The organism is Frankia sp. CeTa3Moorea, from assembly GCF_978021225.1.
Map to the genome: position 1 here is coordinate 8945 of NZ_CDXDOR010000026.1, position 25293 is coordinate 34237.

Annotated in this window: 19 protein-coding genes; 15 read left to right on the top strand and 4 right to left on the bottom strand. The window is 72.5% G+C overall.

Annotated features, from left to right (window positions below):
- The first annotated feature begins 398 nt into the window (after positions 1–398).
- The 7 genes from AC08OV_RS07435 to AC08OV_RS07465 all read left to right on the top strand — a co-directional run bounded on the left by AC08OV_RS07435 (position 399) and on the right by AC08OV_RS07465 (position 12320).
- The gene (locus AC08OV_RS07435; protein WP_476614075.1) at positions 399–4343 is read left to right on the top strand and encodes a BTAD domain-containing putative transcriptional regulator; all 3945 of its coding nucleotides are present in this window, start codon (positions 399–401) and stop codon (positions 4341–4343) included.
- A complete protein-coding gene (locus AC08OV_RS07440) occupies positions 4340–5083 on the top strand; it encodes a spheroidene monooxygenase (protein WP_476619478.1) in 744 nt (247 codons plus the stop codon). The genes AC08OV_RS07435 and AC08OV_RS07440 overlap by 4 nt, the downstream gene beginning before the upstream one ends.
- Before the next feature lie 143 nt (positions 5084–5226).
- Positions 5227–7872 (top strand): FAD-dependent oxidoreductase, encoded by a 2646-nt coding sequence (locus AC08OV_RS07445; RefSeq protein WP_476612637.1) that lies wholly within the window; start codon positions 5227–5229, stop codon positions 7870–7872.
- Between the two features lie 175 nt (positions 7873–8047).
- Positions 8048–8671, top strand: a complete 624-nt coding sequence (locus AC08OV_RS07450) for a GNAT family N-acetyltransferase (RefSeq protein ID WP_476612636.1) — start codon at positions 8048–8050, stop codon at positions 8669–8671.
- Entirely contained in the window at positions 8668–9501 is an 834-nt protein-coding gene (gene cruF / locus AC08OV_RS07455; protein WP_476612635.1) for a bisanhydrobacterioruberin hydratase CruF, read from the top strand. Before AC08OV_RS07450 ends, cruF begins: the two co-directional genes overlap by 4 nt.
- A gap of 116 nt (positions 9502–9617) precedes the next feature.
- Positions 9618–10694: a glycosyltransferase family 2 protein gene (locus tag AC08OV_RS07460; RefSeq protein WP_476612634.1), complete on the top strand. Its 1077-nt coding sequence runs from the start codon at positions 9618–9620 to the stop codon at positions 10692–10694.
- Positions 10695–10832: 138 nt separating this feature from the next.
- Positions 10833–12320 (top strand): phytoene desaturase family protein, encoded by a 1488-nt coding sequence (locus AC08OV_RS07465; protein ID WP_476619479.1) that lies wholly within the window; start codon positions 10833–10835, stop codon positions 12318–12320.
- Here AC08OV_RS07465 and AC08OV_RS07470 read toward each other — a convergent pair.
- A complete protein-coding gene (locus AC08OV_RS07470; protein ID WP_476612631.1) occupies positions 12243–13001 on the bottom strand; it encodes a CDP-alcohol phosphatidyltransferase family protein in 759 nt (252 codons plus the stop codon). The two genes, AC08OV_RS07465 and AC08OV_RS07470, sit on opposite strands and share 78 nt — an antisense overlap.
- A gap of 359 nt (positions 13002–13360) precedes the next feature.
- On the opposite strand from AC08OV_RS07470, the gene AC08OV_RS07475 reads away from it, so the two are divergent.
- Positions 13361–13609 (top strand): hypothetical protein, encoded by a 249-nt coding sequence (locus AC08OV_RS07475; protein ID WP_462185985.1) that lies wholly within the window; start codon positions 13361–13363, stop codon positions 13607–13609.
- A 104-nt stretch (positions 13610–13713) separates the two neighbouring features.
- Here the strand turns inward: AC08OV_RS07475 and metF are convergent, their stop codons facing one another.
- Both metF and AC08OV_RS07485 read right to left on the bottom strand, forming a co-directional pair.
- Positions 13714–14610 (bottom strand): methylenetetrahydrofolate reductase [NAD(P)H], encoded by an 897-nt coding sequence (gene metF, locus AC08OV_RS07480; RefSeq protein WP_476612630.1) that lies wholly within the window; start codon positions 14608–14610, stop codon positions 13714–13716.
- A gap of 262 nt (positions 14611–14872) precedes the next feature.
- Positions 14873–15559 (bottom strand): DUF4097 family beta strand repeat-containing protein, encoded by a 687-nt coding sequence (locus AC08OV_RS07485; RefSeq protein ID WP_476612629.1) that lies wholly within the window; start codon positions 15557–15559, stop codon positions 14873–14875.
- Positions 15560–15628: 69 nt separating this feature from the next.
- Here AC08OV_RS07485 and AC08OV_RS07490 point away from each other — a divergent pair, with 69 nt between their 5' ends.
- The 6 genes from AC08OV_RS07490 (at position 15629) to AC08OV_RS07515 (ending at position 22926) form a co-directional block, all read left to right on the top strand.
- Positions 15629–16807, top strand: coding sequence for a polyprenyl synthetase family protein (locus AC08OV_RS07490; RefSeq protein WP_476612628.1), 1179 nt, complete (start codon positions 15629–15631; stop codon positions 16805–16807).
- Positions 16808–16874: 67 nt separating this feature from the next.
- Entirely contained in the window at positions 16875–18386 is a 1512-nt protein-coding gene (crtI, locus tag AC08OV_RS07495; RefSeq protein WP_476612627.1) for a phytoene desaturase family protein, read from the top strand.
- Between the two features lie 193 nt (positions 18387–18579).
- A complete protein-coding gene (locus AC08OV_RS07500) occupies positions 18580–19689 on the top strand; it encodes an AAA family ATPase (RefSeq protein WP_476612626.1) in 1110 nt (369 codons plus the stop codon).
- Positions 19686–20825 carry a DUF58 domain-containing protein gene (locus tag AC08OV_RS07505; protein ID WP_476612625.1) on the top strand — a complete coding sequence of 380 codons (1140 nt, stop codon included), beginning with the start codon at positions 19686–19688 and terminating at the stop codon, positions 20823–20825. Before AC08OV_RS07500 ends, AC08OV_RS07505 begins: the two co-directional genes overlap by 4 nt.
- Positions 20825–21784 (top strand): VWA domain-containing protein, encoded by a 960-nt coding sequence (locus AC08OV_RS07510; RefSeq protein ID WP_476612624.1) that lies wholly within the window; start codon positions 20825–20827, stop codon positions 21782–21784. The genes AC08OV_RS07505 and AC08OV_RS07510 overlap by 1 nt, the downstream gene beginning before the upstream one ends.
- Positions 21785–21876: 92 nt before the next feature.
- Positions 21877–22926, top strand: coding sequence for a phytoene/squalene synthase family protein (locus AC08OV_RS07515; protein WP_476619480.1), 1050 nt, complete (start codon positions 21877–21879; stop codon positions 22924–22926).
- Here the strand turns inward: AC08OV_RS07515 and serS are convergent.
- Positions 22899–24161 carry a serine--tRNA ligase gene (gene serS / locus AC08OV_RS07520; protein WP_462185976.1) on the bottom strand — a complete coding sequence of 421 codons (1263 nt, stop codon included), beginning with the start codon at positions 24159–24161 and terminating at the stop codon, positions 22899–22901. The genes AC08OV_RS07515 and serS overlap by 28 nt on opposite strands.
- A 253-nt stretch (positions 24162–24414) precedes the next feature.
- Here serS and AC08OV_RS07525 point away from each other — a divergent pair, with 253 nt between their 5' ends.
- Entirely contained in the window at positions 24415–25293 is an 879-nt protein-coding gene (locus AC08OV_RS07525) for a peptidylprolyl isomerase (protein WP_476612622.1), read from the top strand.

Here is a 25293-nt window from a genome sequence, read left to right on the forward strand (position 1 = left end):
CCGCCGACGCGGGCCGCCTCGCCAGGCTCCTGGGCACCGTGATCGCCATGCTCCCAACCCCCTCCGCCTCGCCGGCCGTCTCCCGGCCGCCTGCCACCCTCGGTTTCGTGGGCTCAGTGCACCTCCGAGCGATCAACGCCCACTGCACGCACAATCACCAGAACCATTGAGAATGCGTTGATCGAAACAGCCGGATTCCGCGATCGGGTCACGCGACGCCCCACGGAGCCGGACCGCTACCCGCGTCGCACCGGGCACCGGGCACCGGGCACCGGGCACCGGAGCAGGCCTGACGCGGAAACGACAGGGGTCGTTCCAGATCGGTGGTTGCCGCCATGTCCCCTCCCGGCGCACGCTGCGGTAAACAGACATCACCGGGGGTCGTACGAGAGGACCAGATGCCCGACCGCGACAGCCTGCAGTTCGCCATCCTCGGCCCGTTGGAGATCACCGCCGGGGGGGCACCCATCGTGCTAGGCGGCACCCAGCGCAAGGTGTTGATGGCCGCGTTGCTGCTGGAAGCCGGTCAGGTGGTGCCCGCTCACCGGCTGCTGGAGGTGATCTGGGGGGATCCACCGCCGGAGAAGGCGCTGGCCACATTGCGCACCCATGTCAGCGAGCTGCGGCGGCGGCTGGAGACCGGGCCCGAGGTGCTGTTGCGCAAGGGGACCGGGTACGTCCTCGACGTACGCCCGGAGCAGATCGACTCCGAACAGGCCCGTCGGCTGCTGGAACAGGGCCGGCGCGCGGTGGACGACGGTGACCCGGTGAGCGCGATCGCCCCGCTGCAGGAGGCCCAGGCCCTCTGGCGGGGACCGCCGCTGGTCGACCTGATCGACTACCCGTTCACCCGGGCCTACGTGGACGCCCTCGACGAACTCCAGCTCGACGTCGTCAAGACCCGGATCGCCGCCGACCTCTCCCTGGGTCGTCATCGCGAGGTCATCGGGGATCTGCGCGTGCTGGTGACACGACACCCCCACGACGACGGGCTGCGCCGGGAGCTGGTTCTCGCCTTCTATCGGGACGGTCGGATCGAGGACGCGGCCCGGGCCTGCCGAGAGGGCCTGGAGGCACTGCACGACCTGGGGCTGGACTCCGCGATGTTGCAGCAGCTGCAGGAGGACGTGCTGCGCGGCACGTCCAGCCTGGCCTGGACCCCGCCCCGCTCGCTCGACCGGCCGGTCTCCGTGGCGCCCACGAGCCAGGGGGGGTACCAGCTGCCCCCGGACATCCGCGAATACACCGGGCGCGACACGATCCAGGCCCAGGTGCACGCCATGCTGACCGATCCGGTCGGGCTGTCATGGGGAACCGTGGTGGCGGCGTTCGCGGGTAAGGCCGGCGCCGGCAAGACCGCCTTGGCCGTGCACGTCGCGCATCGCGTCCGCACGGGGTTCACCGACACGCTATACGTGGACCTGCGGGGCAACAGCACCCCACTGGACCCGGCCCGGGTGCTGTCCCGGTTCGTCCAGACGCTCGGGGTCAGCCGCTCCGCGGTACCGGCCGACCCCGACGATCTCGGCGAGATGTACCGGGAGCTGCTCGTGACCCGCAAGGTTCTGATCATCCTCGACAACGCGGGGGGCGAGGCGCAGATCCGGCCGCTGATGCCGACCAGCCCGGGCTGCGCGGTCATCATCACGAGTCGGTCGCGGCTGCACGGCCTGAACGCCCCGTACTGGATGGTGGACGTCCTGCTGCCCAGTGACGCGGTGGAGCTGCTGGCCAAGGTGGTCAGCACGCAGCGGGTCGACGCCGAACCCGAGGCCGCGCGCGACATCGTCGGTCTGTGCGGCTACCTACCGCTGGCGATCCAGATCGCCGGGCGCAAGCTGGCCGCCCATCCGCACTGGAAACTGGCCCGCCTGGCCGGGCGGCTCGCCAACGAACGCCACCGGCTGTCCTGGCTGGAGGCCGGCGACCTGGAGATCCGGGCCAGCTTCTCGCTGAGCTACGAGGGCCGGCCGCCGGACGAGCAGCGCGCCTTCCGGCTGCTGTCGCTGCCTGCGATGAGCGATTTCGCGCCGTGGGCCGCGGCGGCGGTCCTCGACCTCGACCTCGACGAAGCCGAGGACGTCGTCGACCGGCTCGCCGACGCCCAGCTACTCGAACGACGTGGCGCCGACCGGACGGGAACCGAACGCTACCGCTTTCACGACCTGCTCCGGGTGTTCGCCCGGGAGCGCGAGACCGGGGTCGGCACCCCACTCGGCCACCCCGCGACCCCGGGCCGGATCCCCGAGGCCGGCGGGGACAACCGTCACACCGGCAACCGTCATACCGGCAACGGGCACACCGGCAACGGGCACACCGGCAACGGCCATCACGACGCTGCCGGGGCCCCCTCCACCGGGGCCCCCTCCACCGTGTCCGGAGAACACCGGGCGGCCCTGGGCCGGCTGCTGTACGCCTATCTGGCGATGCTGCGGGAGGCGGTCGACACCTTCAGCCCCGGCGAGGTGCGCACCCTCACCCCCGTCGCCGAGGACGTGGCGGCGCTCACGACGGGGGCCGTGTTTCGGTTTGAACAGGCAGGCGTCGCCGACCTGGTCGGTCAGCCGCTGGTCTGGTTCGGCGGGGAACGAGGAAACCTCCTGAGCCTGATCGACCAGGCCCACGCGGCCGGTCTCGACGAGCCGACCTGGCTGCTCGCCACCGAGGCCGCCGAGTTCTACGCCTTCGCGGCGCACTGGGGCGACTGGGAGCAGAGCCACGTCCTGGGGCTGGCCGCGGCCCGCCGGGCCGGGCACCGCCTCGCCGAGGCGACGCTGCTGACCAACCTCGCTGAGCGCGACATCACGCTGGCCTTCGAGGACGCCTTCTGGCGACTGGACGCGGACGGCACGGACCCCGACGGTCAACCGGCGGTCGAGGTCTACCGGGCTACGGTCGACCACTTGGCGCTGGCCACGGAGCGCCTCACCCGGGCCCGGGAGATCTTCGCCGACTTCGGCGACGAGCTGGGTGAGGCCCGGACGCTGCGCGAGCTGGCCGACGCCTGCCGCGGTCGGGGGGAGTTCTCCACGGCCCTGGTCCACTTCGAGGCCGGCCTGGAGATGATGCGCCGGGCCGGCGCCCGCAAGGCCGAGGCGGAGACCCTGGTGAACGTCGCCATGGTCCACGGCGACCGCAACGAGCTCACCGACGGCATCAACTGCCTGACGATGAGCCTGTCGATCGCCCGCGAACTCGGCAACCGTCCGCTGGAGGCGCTGGCCCTGCGCCGGCTGGGCGATCTCCACCGTTTCCAGCACCGGTTGGACCGGGCCCTGGCAAGCTACAACGAGAGCCTGCCGCTACTCGCCGAGCTACCCGACACCCGCTGGGAGCCACGTGTGCTCATCCGACGGGGTGACATCCTCGCCCAGATGGACGACCATCCGGCGGCGCGGCGATCCTGGCAGCAGGGCATCACGCTCCTGCGTCAGCGGGGTTCCCCCGAACTGCCGGCCGCCGAGGAACGGCTGAGCGCACCGGTCACGGCCGAGCCCACCCAGTTCACCAGCGGACGGCTGCTCAGCACGTTCGAACCGGCGTACTTCATCGCTCGGATCGCCTCGTCCCGGCGCAGCGTCCGGTTACTCAACACCTGGACGGATCTGGCTACCCCCGAGCACCGGACCGCCTTCGCCGACGCGGTGCTCGCGGCGGTCGACGCCGGAGCGATCATTCAGGTACTCCTACTCGACCCGGACTCCCCGGCCGTGGCCGGACGAGCCGCCGACCTCCTGCGCAGCGTCGACGTACCGGGCATGATCCACTCGAACCTGCTGGTCCTCGAGGCACTGCGAGATCGGCTCACTCCCGTCCTGCGCCCCCGGCTCGCGGTCCGCCTCTACACCGAACAGCCCCTGACGACGTATCACCGCTGGGACACCGGGGCGCTGGTCTCGACGTTCCCCGTCGGGTACTCCTCGGCCGCCGCGACCCAGCACGAGGCGGCCATCTCCTCCACCCTGGTCCAGTTCGTCGAACAGCACTTCGAACGGCTCTGGAGTCTGGAAGGGAGCACCGCCTTGGACGACTACCTGCGGGTGCCGCTGCGCGTCTCCCCGTCGGACGCGGCCCATCTCGAGGTACAGGCCGAGTTCGTGCGCCTCGACGGGGCGGTGTACGTCTCCTCCCCCGACCTCGTCGCGCTGCTGGGCCGCGGCGGTCCGGACGGCCTGCTCGCGGAGGTGGCGGGCGACGGTCGGCATGTACTGGCTGGAACCGGGCGGTGCCGGGTGGTACCCCTGCGCGACAACGACGGCGCCGGGGCCGTGGCCACGGCCTTCGCCGACAAGTACGGGGCCGTCCGTGACAGCCTGCTGCGCCTGTCGTCGGTGCGGCGATGAGCACGCTCGTCACCGTCGACTTCTGGCGGGTGCCCCGACGACGGATCGGTTACGCCCTGGCGCGGATGGCCACCGACCGTACCGCCCTGCGGCACACACCGGGACTGACCTTCGCAAAACTGCTGGGCACCGGTTCGGCGAGCAGTTTCACCCTGCGGGACGCCGATCCGTGCCAGTGGGCGATGGTCGCCGTCTGGTCCTCCCCGTCGGCGGCCCGTTCCTTCGAACGATCCGCGTCGGTGCGGGCATGGTCATCACTGGCCGAGGAACGCTGGCGGATCGACCTTCACCCGCTGTCGTCACGTGGGCGGTGGTCACGGCAGGAGCCCTTCGGCAACCCGGCAGCGTCGAACGTTCCGTCTCCCGCGAGCGCCCCCGCGGCGGTCGCGGTGATCACCCGGGCCCGCGTCACCCTGCGGCACACGCTCACCTTCCGCCGAGCGGTGCCGGCAGTGGCGGTCGACCTCGCCGAGGCCGAGGGTCTGATCTTCGCGGCTGGCATCGGGGAGGCGCCGATCGGCTTACAGGGAACGTTCAGCCTCTGGCAGGACGCGGCGTCGCTGCGCAGGTTCGCCTACAGCCGCCCCGCGCACAGCGAGGTCGTCCGGCGCACACCGCTGGTCGGCTGGTACAGCGAGGAACTGTTCGCGCGGTTCGCGGTGCTCGGCTCGCGGGGGACGCTGGGCGGGCGGGATCCTCTCCTGCAGGTCAGCCCCGAGCCGACGTTGACGCCGCGTTGAAGATCCGTCCACGACCCCCGCCGTATCCGGGCGGGGACACGGCCTGCTTTGACGCCCCGTTGAACGGCACCCGCCACCGTGAAGGGGCCGCCCGCACCTTCCTACGCCCCGCACCTTCCTACGAACCAGGTGAAGCAAGCCGCATGTCGATACCCCGCGAGCAGGCACCCCGCGAGCAGCCGCCTTGGACGCAGCCCCCCCGCCGTCGGGTTCTGATCGCGACACCAGTGAGCGAACGGGTCGCGCGGCTCGTCACTCGGCACGACGCCGCCCGGCTACGCCCGGAGCTGGCCACCCAGCCGACGGGCCTAGCCGACGCCTTGGTCGAACTGCGGCCGCACACCCTCGTCGTCGGGGTGAACGCGGTGGATGGACCGGCACTCGAACAGTGGGCCACCGCGGTCCGCACGGACCCGGCGGAGGCCGGCCGGGACCGACCCCTGCTGCTGGTCCGCCGGGGCACCTCCCTCGCTGCCGTCGACCTGGCCGCTGCGGCGCGCCACCGGATCGAGGTGTGCAACACCCCCGAGGTCAACGCCCGGCACGTCGCCCGGTTCATCGTCGACCGGCTGTTCGACCCGCTCGGCAACGCATCCGGCGCGGAGCCGGCTGGGGCCGCCACGCGCACCGACCGGCCGGGCGTGCTCGGCCTCGTCGGCGCCGGAAACATCAACAGTCGGGTCGCCCGGGAGGGCGCCGCACGCGGCTGGCATCTGGCCGTACACGCTCCCTCGCTCGCGGCGAAGCCGGCGACGGCCGCGCTCTGGGCGGCGAAGCACCGACTGCCGGTCGACCGGATCCACGTCGCCCGCACCGTCGAGGACGTCTTCGACGCCGCCGATCTGATCAGCATCGCCGCGCCCCTCGTGCACGGCGGGTCCCGGATGTCCGCCGGCATGATCGACATGCGGCACGTCAAGGCGTTCACCGGCCGCCGACTCGTGTCAGTCAGCGAACCGGACGTCTTCACCGACCGGGCGCTGGTCGACGCCTACGACCGCCGTGACCTGGAGGTCATGATCGACAACGCCCCCCGGTTCCTCGGCCCGGTCCGCGGGCTGCTCGCGGGGCGGATCGCCGAGGACGGCGGGGAGCTGCGGCGCGGGTTCACTCTCTGCTCCGTAGCGATGCACAGTCCCGCCTGCAGCGATGATCTCGATCAGGCGTTCCTCGCGGTGGTCGGGCGGGCCGACCTGGACGACCTCACCGGGAACGACCTCGCCGGGAACGGCCTCGCCGGGAACGGCCCGAAGGGCGATCGTCATGACCTGGCCGATCGTCGGGGCGATCCGCGGGGCACCGGCCGCGGGGTCGGCGAGGACCCGGCCCCTGACGGTTCCGCCGTCGACAAACACGACGTGGTGGTCGTCGGCGGCGGGATCGTCGGACTCACGATCGCGCTCGTGCTGCGGCTGCGGGGCCACCCCGTCCGGGTCCTCGACGCCGCGCCGGCCGACCGGGCGGACCCTGCCGCCCAGGGCACGACGTTCGCGGGGACGAACGGCCGGCACCTGTCGGCGACCGAGACGCTGCCGCAGGCGGACGCGAGCCGCGTGGGTGTTCTCGATCGCGATCCGACGCACGGCGGCTGGCGGCTACGGGACCCGGAGTCGCTGTCGGAGCCGGAGAGGGTCTGGGCCAGCGCCTTCGAGCAGTGCGCCGACCATCCCGGGCTGCACGCGGTGGCCCGGGACCTGGTGATCGCCCTGAACCGGCTGGGGTTGCGCGGGTGGGAGCATCTTTTCGCGCTCGCCGACGGCGGGGACGGGCTCGGTACCGGGTGCGGGTTGCGCTGGGACGCCCGCCTCCCGCGGATCTATCTCGGTCCGGGCGACCTCGCCGCGGGCGAGCAGCTGCAGCGGGCCGCGGGGGGGCGGGTCGTTCGGTTGTCCCGGGCGGATCTGGTTCGCGACTGGCCCGCGCTGGGCTGCTCGGTCCCGCTGCCCGGCGGCGCCCGGGAGGTGGCCGGGGCGGTCGAGGTGGACGGCTACGCGGTCAACATCCACGATCTGGCCACGGTGCTCATCGACCGGCTGCGGGCCGCGGGCGTCGAGGTGCGCGCCGGCACCCGGGTGGAACGCATCGAGACCGGCATCGAGACCGGCATCGACCGGAGCCTCGACGGCAACCGGAACAAGGCCGGGCACGAGACCGGGAGCGGAGCCGGGAACGGGGTCCGGTTGCATCTCGCGGACGGCTCGACCCTGCGTACCGGCTGGGCCGTGGTGACCGTGGCCGGCCGCGATCTGCAGCGGCTGCTGGGCGCCGCCTGGCCCGGCGCCGGTGCCGTCGCGCATCTGCTCGGCCTCTCGCTGACCCTGCCGAACCCGGGTCTGCGACGGCCGGTGAAGGTCCACGCCGGAGATCCCCTCGGTGTGATCAATGTGACGCTGTCCGCCGATGGTGCCAGGATCCATGTCAGCGGCGGATTCGGGTACCTGGGCACCGCCGTGCGGGCGGTCGCGGACAGCGGCGTCGCCCGCCTGCGCGCGGTTTTCGAGCAGGCGGTCGCCGGCCTGTTCCCGACGCTGCGCCGGCCTGACGGCACCGTGGAGATGCTCGACGTCCGCGTCTGCGAGCGCCCGGCGACCCCGGACGGCATCCCCCTTGTCGAGGCCGTGGCAGACCACGGCGGCCGGGTGATCGTGGCGGCAGGGACGAACGCGGGTGGCACCGTGCAGGCCCCGGCGGTGGCCATGCTGGTGGCCGACCTCCTCGCCGGCACGCCGCGCTGCGCCGCGCTCGCCATGGCCGGTGATCGGGCGGGTCTCCCACCCATCCGGAGGTAGCACCCTCCACATCAGTGGAATGACGTTACGTAGCAGTAATTCCCATCGCCGAGCAGTGCCGGCGAGCGGCGGGTTATCGTCGAGCGACGTGATGGTGCGCCCCAGCCTCCTGGCTCGCCGGACCCGACTCGTGGGGCCAGGTCGGCGATCCGGGCGCGGACAGGAGGCGACGCCGGTGACCGACGTGGGCGTGAGGGTGGTCCGCTGGTCCCCGAGCCGGATGCGCACCCGGCTCGACGATGTCATCGCGGTCTACAAGGCCGCCTTCCTCGATCATCATGAACCTGACCCGCCGCGGGCCGCCCGGGACCGGGCCGCCCATGCGCGCCGGCACTTCGAGCGGCGGGACCTTCGCGCCGTGGCGGCCGTCACACCCGACGACGAACTCGTCGGGATCACCTACGCACTGCCCGGCCGGGTCGGCCAGTGGTGGCACGACGTCGTCGCCGACGCGCTCCCGCCGGACTCGGCCGCGTACTGGCTCGACGACTGCCTCGAGATCGTGGAGCTGCACGTCCTGCCCGCCTACCAGGGCCGAGCGATCGGGCGCACCATACTGCGGGAGCTGCTGCGCGGGGCCCCGCAACGCACGGCCGCGCTGTCCGCCCTCGAACCCCCGGGTAGTCCGGCACGCCGGTTGTACGACCATGAGGGATTCGTCCCGTTGTTGTCCGACTTCCAGTTCCCCGGGACCCTCACCCCCTACGCCGTCCTCGGCAAGGAGCTCCACGGACGCTCCCCCGCCTGTCCCAACGGCGCCTCCGCCGAAGGAGCCGACCGGCACGCACCGGTACGATGACCGCCGGCGCGCTCTTCACCGGATCGGCGCGGCCGGCGCGGCTCACCGCGATGCCGTGGATCTTCGCGGCGGCCACCGTGGCGGTGCAGCTCCCTTGTCCGTTGGTCACCGGATCCGCTGGGGCGGCGCTCGCCATCGCCTCGATCGTGCTGTTCTTCGCCTCCTCGGTGAGCCACGCCCTGCTCACCCGTGGCCGAGCGTGGACCGCCGGGTTCCTCGCCGTGACCGTCGGCGGCGGGCTGCTCGTGGAGACCGTGGGCGTGCACACCGGCTGGCCCTTCGGCCGCTACGCCTACGGCTCCGCCCTGGGCACCCGCCTGTACGGCGTCCCGGTCGTGGTGCCGATGGCCTGGGCGATGATGACCTACCCGGCATATGTCCTGGCCCGTCGCCACCACCGCGGCCGGGCGCGCACCGTCGTGCTGGCCGCGCTCGTCCTCGCGGCCTGGGATCTCTTCATCGACCCGCAGATGGTCACCGCGGGGTACTGGCGGTGGCTCGGCGGCGGCCCGGCGCTCAACGGAATCCCGCTCACCAACACCGCCGGATGGGTGGCCGTCGCGATCGCCATGACCGCGGCGTTGACGGCGCTTCCGGACCGGGCCGGGAGCACGGCACGCGACGATCGCGCTCCGCTCGCCCTTCTCCTGTGGGCCTACGTCTCCTCGACGCTGGCGAACCTCACCTTCTTCGACCGTCCCGGTGTAGCCGTGGCCGGCGGGATCGCGATGGGGGCGGCGCTCGTCGCGGCGGCCCGGGCCGGGCCCCGGGCCCGGGACCGTGCCCGGGCCGGGGACCGCCCGGTCCCGGCGGGCTCCCCACCACGATGACGGCGCCGTGGCGGACGGGGCGCGGGACGAGGCACCGGACGGGACGGACGGTACCGGGATCCCCGGCCCGGTGGCTCGCCGGCCGATGCTGGTCGGGTGCGGTACGGTCCGCCGCGGTGGCGTCCACCGCCATCGCCGTGCACACGGCGGTGAACGCGCGGCTGCTACGCGTCCCACCGCCGGCCCGGCCGGTACGCGAACGGGTGACGGTCGTGCTACCCGTCCGCGACGAGGCCGGGAGCCTGCCGCGTTGCCTGTCGGCCCTGCTCGGCTCGCAGTGGGTGCCCGACCTCGAGATCCTCGTCTACGACGACGGTTCCACCGACGGCACCGGGGAGATCCTCACTCGGTGGGCGGCGAGGGACGACCGGATCGTCGCGCTGCGCGGTGCGGCGCCCCCCGCCGGCTGGCTCGGCAAACCGCACGCCTGCGCCCGGGCTGCGGCTGCGGCCACGGGCACGGTCCTCGTCTTCGTCGACGCCGACGTCACGGTGGCCCCCGACGGCGTCGCGCGGACCGTTCTCCTCCTGCGGGACGCCGGCCTCGACCTCGTCTCGCCCTACCCGCGCCAGGAGGCGGCCGGTGTCACCGAACGGCTGATCCAACCCCTGCTCCAGTGGTCGTGGCTGGCGCTGCTGCCGCTGCGGCTGGCCGAACGCTCCACCCGGCCATCGCTTTCGGCGGCGGGCGGACAGCTGCTGGCCGTGGACGTGGCGGCCTACCGCCGGGCCGGCGGCCACGAGGGCGTCCGGGACCAGGTCATCGAGGATGTCGCCCTGCTGCGGAGGCTCAAGCGTGCCGGCGGGCGGGGAGTGGTCGCGGACGGCACCGACCTCGCGGTCAATCGGATGTACTCCGGATGGTCACAGCTGCGGGACGGCTACGCGAAGTCGCTGGCCGTCGCCGGTGGAAGCACGCTCGGCAGCGCCGGGCAGATCGGCGTGCTGGCCTGGCTGTTCGTCGTGCCGGCGGTGGCGGCACTGGGTGGCTCGGGCCCGGGCGCGGTCGGGTACCTCGCCGGGATCGCCGGCCGGGTGCTCGCCGCCCGCCGCACGGGCGGCCGGAGCTGGCCTGACGCCGCCGCTCATCCGGCTTCCGTGAGCCTGTTGGGCTACCTGACGGCGGTGTCGTGGTGGCGTCGTCGGCGGGGTACCGCCCGGTGGAAGGGACGACCGGTTACCCGCTGCCCCTGACCGCTGGTCCGCCCTTCCTCACCCCGCCAGAGGCTTCCCTTGTCGTCCTTCCGGCGGCTTCCTTCTCCTTCCCGAGGCTTCGATGCCCGTTTCCTTCCTCGCGGATAACCGGGAAGGAGCAGCTCGTACAGTCGTCGCATGGCCCGTGTTGTGGTGATCGGCGCCGGTGTGGGCGGGCTGGCAGCCGCGGCCCGGCTCGCCGCCACCGGGCATGACGTGACGGTCTGCGAGCAGTCGTCGCGGACCGGAGGCAAGCTCGGCTGGTACGAGCGCGACGGGTTCGGCTTCGACACCGGCCCGTCCCTGCTGACCATGCCCGGCGTGTTCGAGGACCTGTTCACCGCGACCGGCGGGCCGTTGCGCGGTGAGGTGGAGCTGCGTCGACTGGACCCGATCGCGTCCTACCGGTTCGCCGACGGCACGACACTCGCCGCGCATGCCGACGACGACGCGTTCGTGGCCGAACTGGACGATCGGATCGCCCCCGGGTCGGGCGAGGACTGGCGGCGGCTCACCGACCGGGCCTGCCGGGTCTTCGACGCCGCCGAAGGACCGTTCCTGTCCAGTCCCGTGTCGGCGACCGGGCTGGTCCGGCTCGCCTGGTCCTCACCCGGTGACATCGCCGCGATCGCGCCCGGCCGGAGCCTGCGCCGGCTGGGCTTGCGCTACCTGCGTGATCCCCGGCTGCGGATGATCCTGGACCGCTATGCCACCTACTCTGGATCCGATCCCCGGCACGCCCCCGCCGCTCTGGTGTCGGTGGTCCACGCGGAACGGCGCTTCGGGGGCTGGTACGTCGCGGGCGGCCTGCGCCGCCTCGGGGATGCGCTCACCCACCGCGCCGAGGAACGCGGCGTCCGGATCCTGCTCGACGCGCCGGTGCTGGCGGTGACCCGGACCCCCGGCGGGCGGGTCGACGGGGTCCGCCTCGCCGACGGTACCCGGCTGCCCGCGGACGTCGTCGTCGCGAACGCCGACGCGGCGGCGCTCTACGGCCGGCTGGTGAACGATCGGGCCGGCCGCCGGCGGCTGCGGCGGACGGTGCCGTCGATGTCCGGCTTCGTGCTGCTGCTGGCCCTGACGGGTCGCACGCCCGGGCTGGGGCATCACACGGTCACCTTCCCCGCCGACTACGACGCTGAATTCGATGCCGTCTTCGCGGGCCGGCTGGCGGCCGATCCCACCGTCTACCTTGCCGCGCCCGCCGACCCGGCCTGCGCGCCGCCGGGCTGCGAGGCGTGGTTCGTCCTGGTGAACGCGCCCCCGCATCGGGGCGCAGGCGGCCACGACGGCGCAGGCACCCTGGACTGGGACCGTCCCGGGCTCGTCGACGGCTACGCCCGGCGCATCCTCGACGTGCTTGCCGCCCGCGGGTTCGACGTCCGCCCCCGGTTACGCTGGTACGAGACCATCACCCCGGCGGATCTGGAACGGCGCACCGGGACGGTGGGCGGATCCATCTACGGTGGATCCTCGAACGGCGTGCGGGCGGCCTTCCTGCGGCCTCCGAACACATCCCGGGTGCCCGGCCTGTTTCTCGTCGGCGGATCAACCCATCCCGGCGGTGGGCTGCCGCTCGTCGTGCTCTCCGCCGGCATCGTCGCCGGCCTCATCGGCCCGGCCTGACCCGGCTGCCAGGGTCGAGTGGACCGTGGCCGTGAGCTGAAAGAAGCCGACGGCGCACACCGCCAGCGTCGCGGTCGTCGCGATACTCGCGGCGAGGTTCGCGAGGCCGGGCACCAGACCCGCTCCGAACGAGCCGACCGCGGCGATGATGATCCGGGCCGGCCGCTCCCCGACGGTCACCACACCGATCTCGTCGAAGCCGGCGTTGCCGGCCCGGGCCCGGGTGTACTCCAGCAGTCCCAGCATGCTGCCTGCCGCGATCACAAGGCCGCCGGGTGCGCCGAGACACCACAGGGCCAGCAGGTAGGCCAGGTCACCGCAGCGGTCCACGACGGAGTCCAGGACATATCCCCAGGCGCTCGTGCGCCGGGTGAGGATCGCCACCGCTCCGTCGAGGTTGTCGGCCAGGCCACTGAGCACGATCACCAGAGCCCCCAGCAGCGGCCACCGGCCACCAGCCACGGCCGGGGGAATCGCGAGGGTGGTGAGCACGGCCCCCCCGGCGGTCACCGCCGACGGGCGCACCCCGCGGGCGGCGAGCGGCCTGACCACCCAGTAGACCACCGTCAACCAGGCACGAACGAGCCATAGCCCGCGCGCCAGGTCGTAGCCGCCGTGCAAGGTCGACCATTGGGCAAGGTAGGTGTCCCGACCGGGTACCGGGGTGCTCACGTCATCCATCGTGCCTGTCGGCCATCGTGCCCGTCGGCCATCGTGCCCGTCGGCCATCGTGCCCGTCGGCCATCGTGCCCGTCGGCCATCCCGTTCCACCCGGTACGGCCAGCGCCGCGTCCGGTACGCCAGGATCCGTCCGGTACGCCAGGATCCGTCCGGTACGCCGTCTCGCGCTGGGACATGCTGGGACATAGAGTCTCGTCATCCCCTACCGTGAGCCGTACCGGCACCCTGCGTCCGGCCGGCGACCGAAACCGAAGGCGCCGATCGGTCACCGGACCGGCCCGAGGTCGGGAGACGCGGTGTCGGAGGAACAGCGGTGTCACGAGAGAACAGCGGTGCCACCCAGACGTGGCGGGAGTGACGTGTCCGAACAGGTAGGCGGCGTGGTGGAGACCCTTGAGGACCTCGACCCGCGGGCGGTCTTCTCCGCCCATCGCGACCAGGTGATCCTTGCGGTACGGATCACTCCGGTCTTCAACACCCTTGATCTCAGCCTGGTGACGGCGGTGGTGGACGCCGCCAACCAGGCCGGGTTCGCGCTGGTCCGGGAGCATTCGCTCCGCGACGAATGGCTGCTGTGCGTCTTCGACGCCTACGACGAGCACGACTGAGTGCCGGCCCGGCGGCATGAGCGCGGGTGGGCCGGGCGAGCGGCCCACCCACCATGCGCCACCGGGCCACCCCGCGGACCGGCCACTCCGCGGACCGCGGCCGGTTACCGGACCGCCTGGTAGATCTCCCGAGTGGCGCTGGAGCGGTTGAGAGTGATGAAATGCAGGCCCGGGGCACCGCCGTCCAGCAGGCGACGGGACAACTCGGTCGCCACCTCGACCCCGATCGCCCGCACGGCCGCCGGGTCGTCGGCGACGGTCTGCAACCGGGAGGCCAGCGCCGGCGGGAAGGCCGCACCGGACAGCTGCGCCATCCGGACGATCTGCGCGACGTTCGTCACCGGCATGATTCCAGGAATGATCGGCTTGTCGCAGCCCAGCCGGCGGACCCGGTCGACGAGACGGAAATAGTCGTCAGCGCCGAAGAAGAACTGGGTGATGGCGTAGTCCGCGCCGGCGTCGAATTTGCCCACCAGGTAGCGCGCGTCGCTGTCGAAGTCGACCGACCGTGGGTGCTTGTCGGGGAAGGCGGCTACGCCGACGCAGAAGTCGCCGACCGACCTCACCAGGCGTACGAGTTCGTCCGCGTACTGCAGGCCCGCGGGATGGGCGGTCCAGGTGCCCTGCGGATCCCCTGGCGGGTCGCCGCGCAGGGCCAGGACGTTGCGCACCCCGACGCCGGCGTAGTTGCCGATGACCCGGCGCAGCTCGGCGACGGAGTGGTTGACCGCAGTGAGATGGGCGATCGGCGTGAGGGTGGTCTCGGTGGCGATCCGCTCGGTCACCCGGATCGTGCCGTCGCGCGTCGACCCGCCCGCCCCGTACGTCACCGAGACGAACGAGGGATGCAGCGCCTCGATCTGGCGCAGGGCCGTCCACAACTGCCGCTCGCCGTCCGGCGTCTTCGGCGGGAAGAACTCGAAGGAGAAGGAGGCACGACCGGTGGCGAGGTACTCGCCCATCGTCGTGGGTTGCGTGCTCAGACTCCGGACCGCCGCCATGGCACGAGGGTAGACCGGGCGTGGCCACGATCGAGGACGGACCCCCGGTCGGAAACACAACCGATCAGGCCCCGACAGCGGGCAGCAACATTTTCCCGGCGTGATCCCACGAATCCCCAGCGTGATCCCGCGAGGGTCATGATCCGTCGAGTCCACCAACATGGGTGGGCAACCCGGCTGGAACGGGCTCGTTGGGCGGGACCAGCTGGGAGAACCCAGATGGACGGCAGACAGACAAAAGACGTCCGATGGACAAGGGACGTCAGATGGACAAGGGTCCCAGCGGCGCGGCGAGACCGACCCGCACCCGCCCGGACACGCTGCGCGCCACCACCTGGCGTGCCGCGTGCGCCGACGGGGTCAGCTCCACGTCGGCCGCCCCGGGATCGGCGGTCTCCACCTCCACCCCGTACTCGCCCTCGGGCAGCATGACGGTGACCATGCCCGTCTCGCTCTGCGCCCGCACGCCGTCCGGCGGCTCGCTGAAGTGCAGGCTGACGTCGCCGTCCCGGCTGCGCGCGGCGACCGGACCGCGCGCGAGCTCCCGCCCGGCGATGGTGCCATCGCGGGTGACCAGGGACAGTTCACTGCCGACCCCCCACAGCGTGATTTCGCCGGCGAGCACCTCAGCCCGCACCCGGACCCGTGGCGGCACGGTCAGCCTGGCCCGCACATCGCTGGCCCGGCCGTCGATCCGCAGCGTGGTCCCGGCCCTCGTGATCGCGGGCACGGACCGGCCGGGACGGCGCCGCACGGTCAGCGCGACGTGCACGTCCTCGCGGTCCCGCCCGGAGATCTCGACGCGGCCGGCGGCCACCAGGACCTCCACGGCGTCGATACCGTCGACAGTGTGAGTCAGCTCCGCGGGTGGCAGCCGCAACAGGGTCAATCCGCCCAGTGCGGCGGCAACCAGCAGAACGGCGACCACGACGACGGCGGTGTCGAACACGGGCACACCGCACGGTACCCCGGGCGCCCGCCGATCCCCGGCCACACGATGGTCCCGGACCACACGACGGTGCCAGACCACACGACGGTGGATGTGCGCCGGCGGGTCTCCGCCGTGTTGCGGCGCTTCACCGGTTCGCGCGGAGCGCTCCTGTGCGGAATCGACGACGATCTGATCCCGTTCGTCCGCATCGCCACCGAATTCCTGCTGGCGGAGGGCAAGCGGTTGCGTTCCGCCTTCTGCTACTGGGGGTGGCGAGGGGCGGACGGCCCGGACTGCGACAAGATCGTAACCGCCGCCGCCGCCCTCGAGCTGCTGCACGCCTGCGCGCTGGTCCACGACGACGTCATGGACGCCTCCGACACGCGGCGCGGCCGGCCGGCCGCGCACCGGCGCTTCTCCCGGGTCCACCGGACCGCCGGCTGGCGGGGTGATCCCGCCGACTTCGGCCGCTCGGCCGCGATCCTGCTCGGCGATCTGTTCCTGGCCTGGGCCGACGAACTGCTCGCGGCCAGCGGGATGCCACCCGAAGCGCTGGTCCGGGCCTGGCCCACCTACGGGCGGATGCGCAGCGAGCTGATGGCGGGGCAGTACCTCGACCTCGTCGGCCAGGCCGAGGCCGGTCCGCACGGCGGCCTCGGTCCCGGGCGGGCGGTCCGCATCGCCCGGTACAAGACCGCCGGTTACACGGTGGTCCGTCCCCTGCAGCTCGGCGGTCTGCTCGCGGGCGCGCCGCCGGACCTGTTGGCGGCCTACGCGGCGTTCGGCCTGCCGCTCGGCGAGGCGTTCCAACTCCGCGACGACCTCCTGGGCGTGTTCGGCGATCCGGCGGTGACGGGAAAACCCACCGGGGAGGATCTGCGTGACGGGCGGCCCACCGGCCTGCTGGCGCTCGCGCTGACCCGCGCGCAGCCGGCCGCGGCGGCCCGGCTGCGCGCTCTGGTCTCCCCGCCGGTCCGGCGCGCCGGGCACCCTGAGGATGCGGGGCAGCCCGAGAATGCGGGGTATTCCGGGGAATCCGGATGTTCCCCGGGATTCGGGCCCGCCGAGAACCCCGCGGCTCGCGCCGCCCGGGTCGCCGAGGCCCGCGACATCATCGCCGCGAGCGGAGCGGTGGCCGCCGCTGAGGAACGGATCGCCGCCCGGACCGCCTCAGCGGTCGAGGCGGCGCGGCGGGCGGATCTGGACGTCACGACCCTCGCCGCCCTGACGGAACTCGCCATGGCGGCGACTTTGCGCTCACATTGAGCAACTGACCACATCGGTTAACCGCACCATCGACCAGGAAGACCATCGACCAGGAAGCAGGTGGCAGGTGCGCACGGTGACCGGAGCGACGAATCACGTCGTCATCGTCGGGGCCGGTCTCGCCGGTCTGTCGGTCGCGCTGCGCCTGGTCGGCGCCGGCCGGCAGGTGACGGTGCTCGAGCGGGAGGCGACCCCCGGCGGTCGGGCCGGCCTGCTCGCGCTGGGCGACTATCGTTTCGACACCGGACCGACCGTCCTGACCATGCCCGAGCTGATTGCCGACGCCCTGGATTGTGTCGGGGAGGATCTCGACCGCTGGCTGTCGCTGACCCGGCTCGACCCGATGTACCGGGGGTTCTTCGCCAACGGTTCGTCGCTGGACATCCGCGCCGACCCCGCCGACACCGCGCAGGAGATCCGGGCGTTGTGCGGCCCGGCGGAGGCGGCCGGCTTCGAGCGGTTCGTCGGCGTCGTCACCGCGATGTTCCGCACCCAGCTGCGCCACTTCATCGACGCGCAGGTCGACTCCCCGCTGTCGTTGCTGCGCCCGCAGCTCGCCCGGCTGGCCGCCCTCGGCGGCTTCCGCCGGCTCGACACCGTCGTCGGCCGCCATCTGCGGGACCCGCGGACCCGGCGGATGTTCTCCTTCCAGGCGATGTACGCCGGGCTCGCCCCGCACGACGCGCTGGCCCTCTACGCCGTCATCTCCTACATGGACTGCGTCGCCGGGGTCTACCACCCGACCGGCGGCATGCACGCCGTTGCCGAGGCGCTGGCCGGCGCCGCGGCCAAGCACGGTGCCACCCTGCGCTACGAGACCACGGTGACGCGGGTGGAGGTGCGGGGCGGCCGGGCGGTCGCGGTGCACACCGCGGCGGGGGAGCGCATCGGCGCCGACGTGGTGGTGCTCAACCCCGACCTGCCGATCGCCTACACCGAACTGCTGCCTCCCTCGACGGCGCCGGCCCGTCTGCGCCGCCTGCGGTACTCGCCCTCGTGCTTCCTCCTGCTGGCCGGGGGGCGCGTAGAGTACCCGCACACCGCGCATCACACCATCCACTTCGGCCGGGCCTGGCGGTCGACCTTCCGCGAGATCATCGATCGCGGCGAGCTGATGAGCGACCCGTCCTTCCTCGTCACCACCCCCTCACGTACCGAACCCGCGATGGCCTCGGCCGGCGGCCACACGTACTACGTGCTCTTCCCCACACCCAACCTCACCGCCCCGCTCGACTGGTCGGTGCTGCGCTCGCGCTACCGCGACGAGGTGGTCGCCACCTGCGAACGCCACGGCTACCGAGGCTTCGGCGACGCCATCGAGGTGGAGCAGGTCACCACGCCCGCCGACTGGCGGGCCCGCGGGATGGCGGCGGGCGCCCCGTTCGCGGCGGCCCACACCTTTCGCCAGACCGGCCCGTTCCGCCCCTCGAACCTGGCCCCGGGCCTCGCGAACGTCGTGTTCGCCGGCAGCGGCACCCGGCCCGGCGTCGGGGTCCCGATGGTCCTCATCTCCGGCCGGCTGGCCGCGGAGCGGATCCTCGGCGCTGACCGGGGCTACCGTTCCCGCGCCCTGCGCTGACCCGTGACGCACCCCGGCAGCCCGGCACCCTGGCACCCTGGCACCCTGGCACCCTGGCACCCTGGCACCCTGGCACCCCGGACATTTCCCACCGCCGAGAAGTTGCTGAAGAGCGGCTTAGAAGAGGCTTCCGGCCAGGCCGTGCCGAGTCCTTTGGCACCCTGTTCCACGGTGCGGCTGGGACAATGCTGCCATGGACGAAGGGCACAGCCCGGCCGGCCTCGCCGTACCGGACACCACGTCGGACGCGGCGCTGCTCGAACGCGCCCTGTTCGAGATCAAAAAAGTGATCGTCGGACAGGACCGGATGGTCGAACGCATGCTCGTCGCCCTGCTCGCCCGGGGCCACTGTCTGCTGGAGGGCGTGCCCGGAGTCGCGAAGACGCTGGCCGTGCAGACCCTCGCGACCGTCGTCGGCGGTTCGTTCGTCCGCATCCAGTTCACCAACGACCTCGTGCCCTCCGACATCGTCGGTGCCCGTATCTACCGGGCGAGCCAGGAGACGTTCGACGTCGAGCTCGGCCCGGTCTTCGCGAACTTCGTGCTCGCCGACGAGATCAACCGGGCACCCGCGAAGGTGCAGTCGGCGCTGCTGGAGGTGATGTCGGAGAAGCAGGTCTCGCTCGGCGGGGTCACCCACCGGCTTCCCGAGCCGTTCCTGGTACTGGCCACCCAGAACCCGATCGAATCCGAGGGCGTCTACCCGCTACCGGAGGCGCAGCGGGACCGGTTCCTGATGAAGGTCAACGTCCCCTACCCGAACCCGGCGGAGGAGCTCGAGATCGTCCGGCGGATGGGCACCTCGCCACCGGTCCCCGAGCGGGTCCTGAACCCGGAGGCGCTGACCCGGCTGCAGACCCGGACCGACGAGGTGTTCGTCCATCACGCCATCATCGAGTTCGCCGTCCGGCTGGTGCTCGCCACCCGGTCCCCCGGCGAGGCGGGCCTACCCGAGCTCGAGGGCCACCTGGCCTACGGAGCCTCGCCGCGCGCCTCGCTCGGACTGGTCGCGGCGGCCCGCGCGCTCGGCCTGCTGCGCGGGCGCGACTACGTCGTACCCGACGACGTCGCCGCAGTCGCCCCGGACGTCCTGCCCCACCGCCTGGTGCTCTCGTACGAGGCGCTGGCCGAGGGGCTGACCGCGGACGCGATCGCCGCCCGGATCCTGGGCGTGGTTCCGCAGCCTCAGGTGGCGCCCCGCCAGCAGGGCCCCTACTACCCCACCGGTCCGCAGGCCGGCGGGTGGGGGACGAACCCGCGTTCGGGCTTCCCGGAATACCTCGACCAGGGTGCGCCCGGATGACGGACCCCGCGGGCCGGCTCCGGGCCGGCTCCATGTCGGCGACCGATCCGGCGGTGGAGCGGACCCTGCGCCGGCTCGAACTGACCGTGCTCCGCCGTCTCGACGGCATGCTCCTCGGCGATCATCTCGGGCTGCTGCCCGGTCAGGGCAGCGAGAAGGCCGAGAGCCGCGAGTACGCCGTCGGTGACGATGTGCGCCGGATGGACTGGGCCGTCACGGCCCGGACCACCGTCCCCCACGTCCACGATCTCATCGCCGACCGGGAGCTCGAGACCTGGGCGCTGGTGGACCTCACCGCCAGCACCGAGTTCGGCACCGGTACCTGGCAGAAGCGTGATCTGGCGATTGCCGCCACGGCCGCGGTCGGCTTCCTGACCGCCCGCACCGGCAACCGGATGGGCGCGATCGCGCTGACCCAGGCCGGTCCACGGGCGATCCCAGCCCGTCCCGGCCGGGACGGGCTGCGGGCGCTGCTGCACACGCTCATCACCACGCCTCGCGGCGCGCACGACCGCCCCCGCCGCCGGCCCGACCCGGCGGCGGCCACCAACCTCGCCGCGGCGGTGGAGGACCTGCTGCACCCGCCGCGGCGCCGCGGGCTCGCAGTCGTCGTCTCCGACTTCCTGTCCACCGACCTGCGCTGGGAACGGCCGCTGCGGGTGCTCGCGGCGCGGCATCAGGTGCTCGCCATCGAGATCGTCGACCCGCTCGAGCTAACCCTGCCGCCGGTCGGGCTGCTGCCCGTCGTGGACGCCGAGACGGGGGCGTTCGTCGAGGTCCCGACGTCGTCGCGGCGGTTGCGGGAACGTTACGCCGCGGCCGCCGTCGCCCACCGCAGCGCGGTCTCGCTGGCGTTGCGCCGGGTCGGCGCCGACCATCTGGTCCTGCGCACCGACTCGGACTGGCTGGTCGACATCGTCCGGTTCGCCTCGGCGAACCGGCGCGGCCGGGGCGCCGGCCGCCGCCCGCCCGTGGGTCGGGCCAACCAGCGTGGCACGGCGGCGCCCGCCACCAGTCGGGCAGGCACCAGTCAGGCAGGCACCAGTCAGGCAGGCACCAGCCGGGCAGGCACCAGCCGGGCAGGCACCAGCCGGGCAGGCACCAGCCGGGCAGGCACCAGCCGGGCAGGCACCTGATGAGCTTCCTGGCCGGGCACTGGCTGTGGCTGTACCTGGGGGTCGGCGCATTGCTGATCGCCTATGTCCTGGTCTCGGCGCGGCGGCGGGTGTATGCCGCCCGGCTGTCGTCGGCGTCGCTGCTGTCCTCGGTGCTTCCCCGCCGACCGCAGTGGTGGCGCCGTCACGTCCCGGCGGCGCTGCTGCTGCTCACCCTCGCCGGGTTGGTGTTCTCCCTGTCGCGACCGGCGCGGGCCGAGCGGGTTCCCCGGGAACGCGCGACGATCATCCTGGCGATCGACGTCTCCAACTCGATGGCGGCGACGGACATCGCCCCGACCCGGCTGGCGGCCGCCAAGCAGGGCGCCTCGGCATTCGTCGACCAGCTCCCTCCCCGTATCAACCTCGGGCTGGTCTCGTTCGCCGGCAGCGCGACGGTCCTGGTGCCCGCGTCCGCCGATCGCGAGTCGGTCCGCGCCGGCATCAGCGGCCTGCAGCTCGGTCCCGCGACCGCCGTCGGCGAAGGAATCTTCGCCTCGCTCCAGGCAATCACCGCCGCCGGCAAACGGTTCTCCGACGCGGGGCAGAGCGCGCCTCCGGCCGCCATCGTGCTGCTCTCCGACGGGGAGACCACCCGTGGGCGGCCGAACAACCAGGCGATCGAGACGGCGCGGCAAGCCCGTATCCCGGTGGACACCATCGCCTACGGCACCGCCGACGGAACGCTCGACGTCGGCGGTCAGGAGGTGCCGGTGCCGGTCAACGAGCAGGCGCTCCGTGACATCGCGGAGCAGACCGGCGGCTCGTACCATCGGGCCACCTCCGGCGACGAACTGCGTTCGGTCTACCGGGGGCTCGGTAGCTCGATCGGGTACCGGACCGAATACCGGGAGGTCACCACCTGGTTCCTCGGGCTGTCCCTGGGGCTGGGATTCGCCGCGGCGGCGACGTCCCTGGCGTTCGCGTCCCGGCTTCCCTGAAGGGATCGACGCCGACGAGGGGGGTCGACCGGACGTCCCGGGGCAGGTCGGCGCCCCGATCGGACGGGAGCCGTCGATATTCGCCTCGCTGGGTGGCTACGCTGACTAACGTGGGTCAGCTCGACGCGGCCGGAATCATCGATCCTCGACTACGTTCCTCCTACGCGCGGGCCCGGGCGCTCAATGCCGCCCACGGCCGCACGTACTACCTGGCCACCCTGCTGCTGCCAGGGTGGAAGCGGCCCCACGTCCACGCGCTGTACGGCTTCGCCCGCTACGCGGACGAGATCGTCGACGATCTCGACTCCACGCTGACCGAGGCCGAGCGGGCGCGCTGGCTGCACGAGTGGGGCGGCCGGTTCCTCGCGGCACTGCGGGCGGGGACACCCGCCGTCGACGTCGACGCTGAGATGGCCGACGCTGAGATCGTCGGCGCCGAGATCGTCGGCGCCGGGAGGGACCGGCACCGCGCGGAGGTCTCGGTGCTGCCTGCGGTGGTCGACACCATTCACCGCTTCAAGCTCGATCCGGACCATTTCGCGGCGTTCCTGGCCTCGATGGCGATGGACCTCACCGTGACGGAGTACGCGACCTGGGACGAGCTGACCGTCTACATGCACGGATCGGCCGCGGTGATCGGCCTGCAGATGGTGCCGATCCTCGAGCCGGTGGACGACAGCGCCCTGCCCTATGCCCGCGACCTGGGGATGGCCTTCCAGCTCGCCAACTTCATCCGCGACGTCGGCGAGGATCTGCGGCGCGGCCGCGTCTATCTGCCCCGGACCTCGCTGGACCTGTTCGGGGTCACCCGGGAGCAGCTGGCCGCCGGCGTCGTCGACGGGCCGGTCCGCCGGCTGCTGGCCTTCGAGATCAGCCGGGCGCGGGAGCTGTTCCGCGCCGCCGAGCCCGGCATCCGCCTGCTGCACCCAACCTCACGCGACTGCCTGCGGACGGCATTCGTCCTCTACCGGGGCATCCTCGACGAGGTCGAGCGCGCCGACTACCGGGTGCTCGAACGCCGCGTGTCAGTCGGGCTCCCGCGCCGGCTGGCGGTCGCCGGGCCCGCCCTGGTCCGGGCCGCCCGGGCGCGTCGCGGCCACGGCCACGGGATGCCTCAGATCAGCTCACGGCCCCCCAGGTAGGGCCGCAGCGCCTCGGGAACGCGCACCTCGCCGTCGGCGGTCTGGAAGTTCTCCAGCAACGCCGCCAGCAGCCGTGGGGTCGCCACGGCGGTGTTGTTGAGCGTGTGCGCGAAACGCACGGTGCCGTCGGTGTCGCGGTAGCGCAGGTTCGCCCGGCGCGCCTGCCAGTCGTGCAGCGTCGAGCAGCTGTGCGTCTCGCGGAATCGGCCGAGCGAGGGGAACCAGGTGTTGATGTCGTTCATCCGGAACTTGCCGACGCCCATGTCCCCGGTGGCGCATTCGACGACCTCGTAACACAGCCCGAGGTCGGACAGGATCCGCTCGGCGGTGGCCAGCAACTCGGCATGCCAGCGGGCCGACTCGGCCTCGTCGGCGGCGCACAGCACGAACTGTTCGACCTTCTCGAACTGGTGGACGCGCAGCAGACCGCGGACGTCCCGGCTGGCGCTGCCGATCTCCCGGCGAAAGCACGGCGAGATGCCGGCGTAGCGGATCGGCAGGCGGCCCACATCGAGAATCTCCCCGGCATGCAGGCCGACAAGGGCCACCTCGGCAGTCCCCGCCAGGTAAAGCCCGTCAGCGGGGATCGCGTAGATCTCCTCGCGGGCCTTGGGTAGCATCCCGGTGCCGACGAGCGGCTCCTCCCGGACCAGGGCGGGCACCGACACGGGGATGAAGCCCAGCCCGCGCAGCAGGTCGAGCGCATAGGAATGCACCGCGCGCTCCAGCATGACCATGTCACCGACGAGGGCGTACGCCCGCTCCCCCGCGACCCGCCGGGCCCGGGCGAACTCCGCCCACCCTCGTTTCTCGGCCAGTGCCGTGTGGTCGAGCGGGGTGAAGTCGAACTCCGGCGGCTCGCCGACGGTCCGCAACACCACGTTGGCCGACTCATCGGCTCCCACCGGCGCACCCGGCCACGGGATGCCCGGCACCAGCAGCATCAGCTCGGACAGCCGGGCCCCGGTCCGGGCCAGCTGCTCGCGCAGGTCCTTCAGCTGGCGGTCGAACGCCTCGTGCTCGGCCCGCAGCTCGGCCCGCCGGGCCGCGTCGGCCCCGGCGAACTGCTTCGCGAAGCTTTTGCGCCGAGCCTGCGCCTCGTCCACCTCGAACTGCAGTTTGCGATTGTCCCGGTCGAGCTGTAGCAGTTCATCGACATCCAGATCAATGCCTTTGGCCGCGACCGCGTCTTTCACGGCCTGCGGATTCTCCCGGATAAAGCGCTTATCGAGCATGGAATCGCGTCAGCCTCTGATCGGTACCGCATTGTGCTTTGCGGTAACGCTACCAGCCGTCCGGCCCGCTCACCGGTCCGCTCCCGGCCCGGTAGGCACCCGCCCCGGTAGGCACCCGCCCCGGCAGGCACCATGCGGGGCGATCCGCCGCTCACCGGTTACGGTGCACAGACCACGCCAGAACCAGACCGCACCAGAACCAGACCATGCCAGAAGCAACAGACCACATCAGAAGCGAGGGAGGCCGGCGACGGTGGCCAGTTCGAGGGAGCGACGTCAACGCGAGCTCGCCGAGGCCCGGGCGACCCGACAGGCGGAGCGGCGCCGGCTCGCCCATCGCCGCCGTCAGCAGCGGCTCGCGGTCGTCTCCGGATTCATCGCGATCGTCGTCGCGGCGTCGACGATCGCCGCGATCCTGCTCACCGGCAAGGACGACCACCCCGACGTGGCCGCCGCCGGTGTCACGACCACACCCACCGCGACCGCACCCACCGCGACCGAGCCAACACAATCGGCCGCCCCCCGGCAGACCAGCAGGGTCGGACAGTGCACCTACACCTCCAACGGGGAGACCCCGGCCCGCGGCGCCACCCTGCCGGCGGCTGCGGCCACCGTCGACACGTCCCCGGCGACAATGGTGATCACCACCGGCGCCGGCACCATCACGGCCGCCTTGGACGCTCAGAAGGCACCATGCACGGTGCACGCCCTGCGCACGCTCGCCGGCGCCAGGTACTTCGACGGCACCGCGTGCCACCGCCAGACCGGAGGCGCCGACGCGGGCATCTCGGTCCTGCAGTGCGGCGACCCCACCGGAACCGGCAACGGCAGCCCGGGGTACGGGTACGCCAACGAGAACACCCAGGGCGTGACCTACGACCGAGGCGTGCTGGCGATGGCGCACAGCCAACTGCCGGACAGCAACGGCAGTCAGTTCTTCATCAACTACCAGAACCCGACCCCGCAGGGCGCGGCGGCGCTCGCCGGCAATTACACCGTCTTCGGGAAGATCACCAAGGGACTCGACGTGCTCGACAAGCTCACCGGGCCCGGCGTCGAGGGCGGCGGCTCCGACGGTGCCCCGGCGAGCAAGCCGAAGATTCTTTCGATCACGATCGCCCAGGGCGGCTGA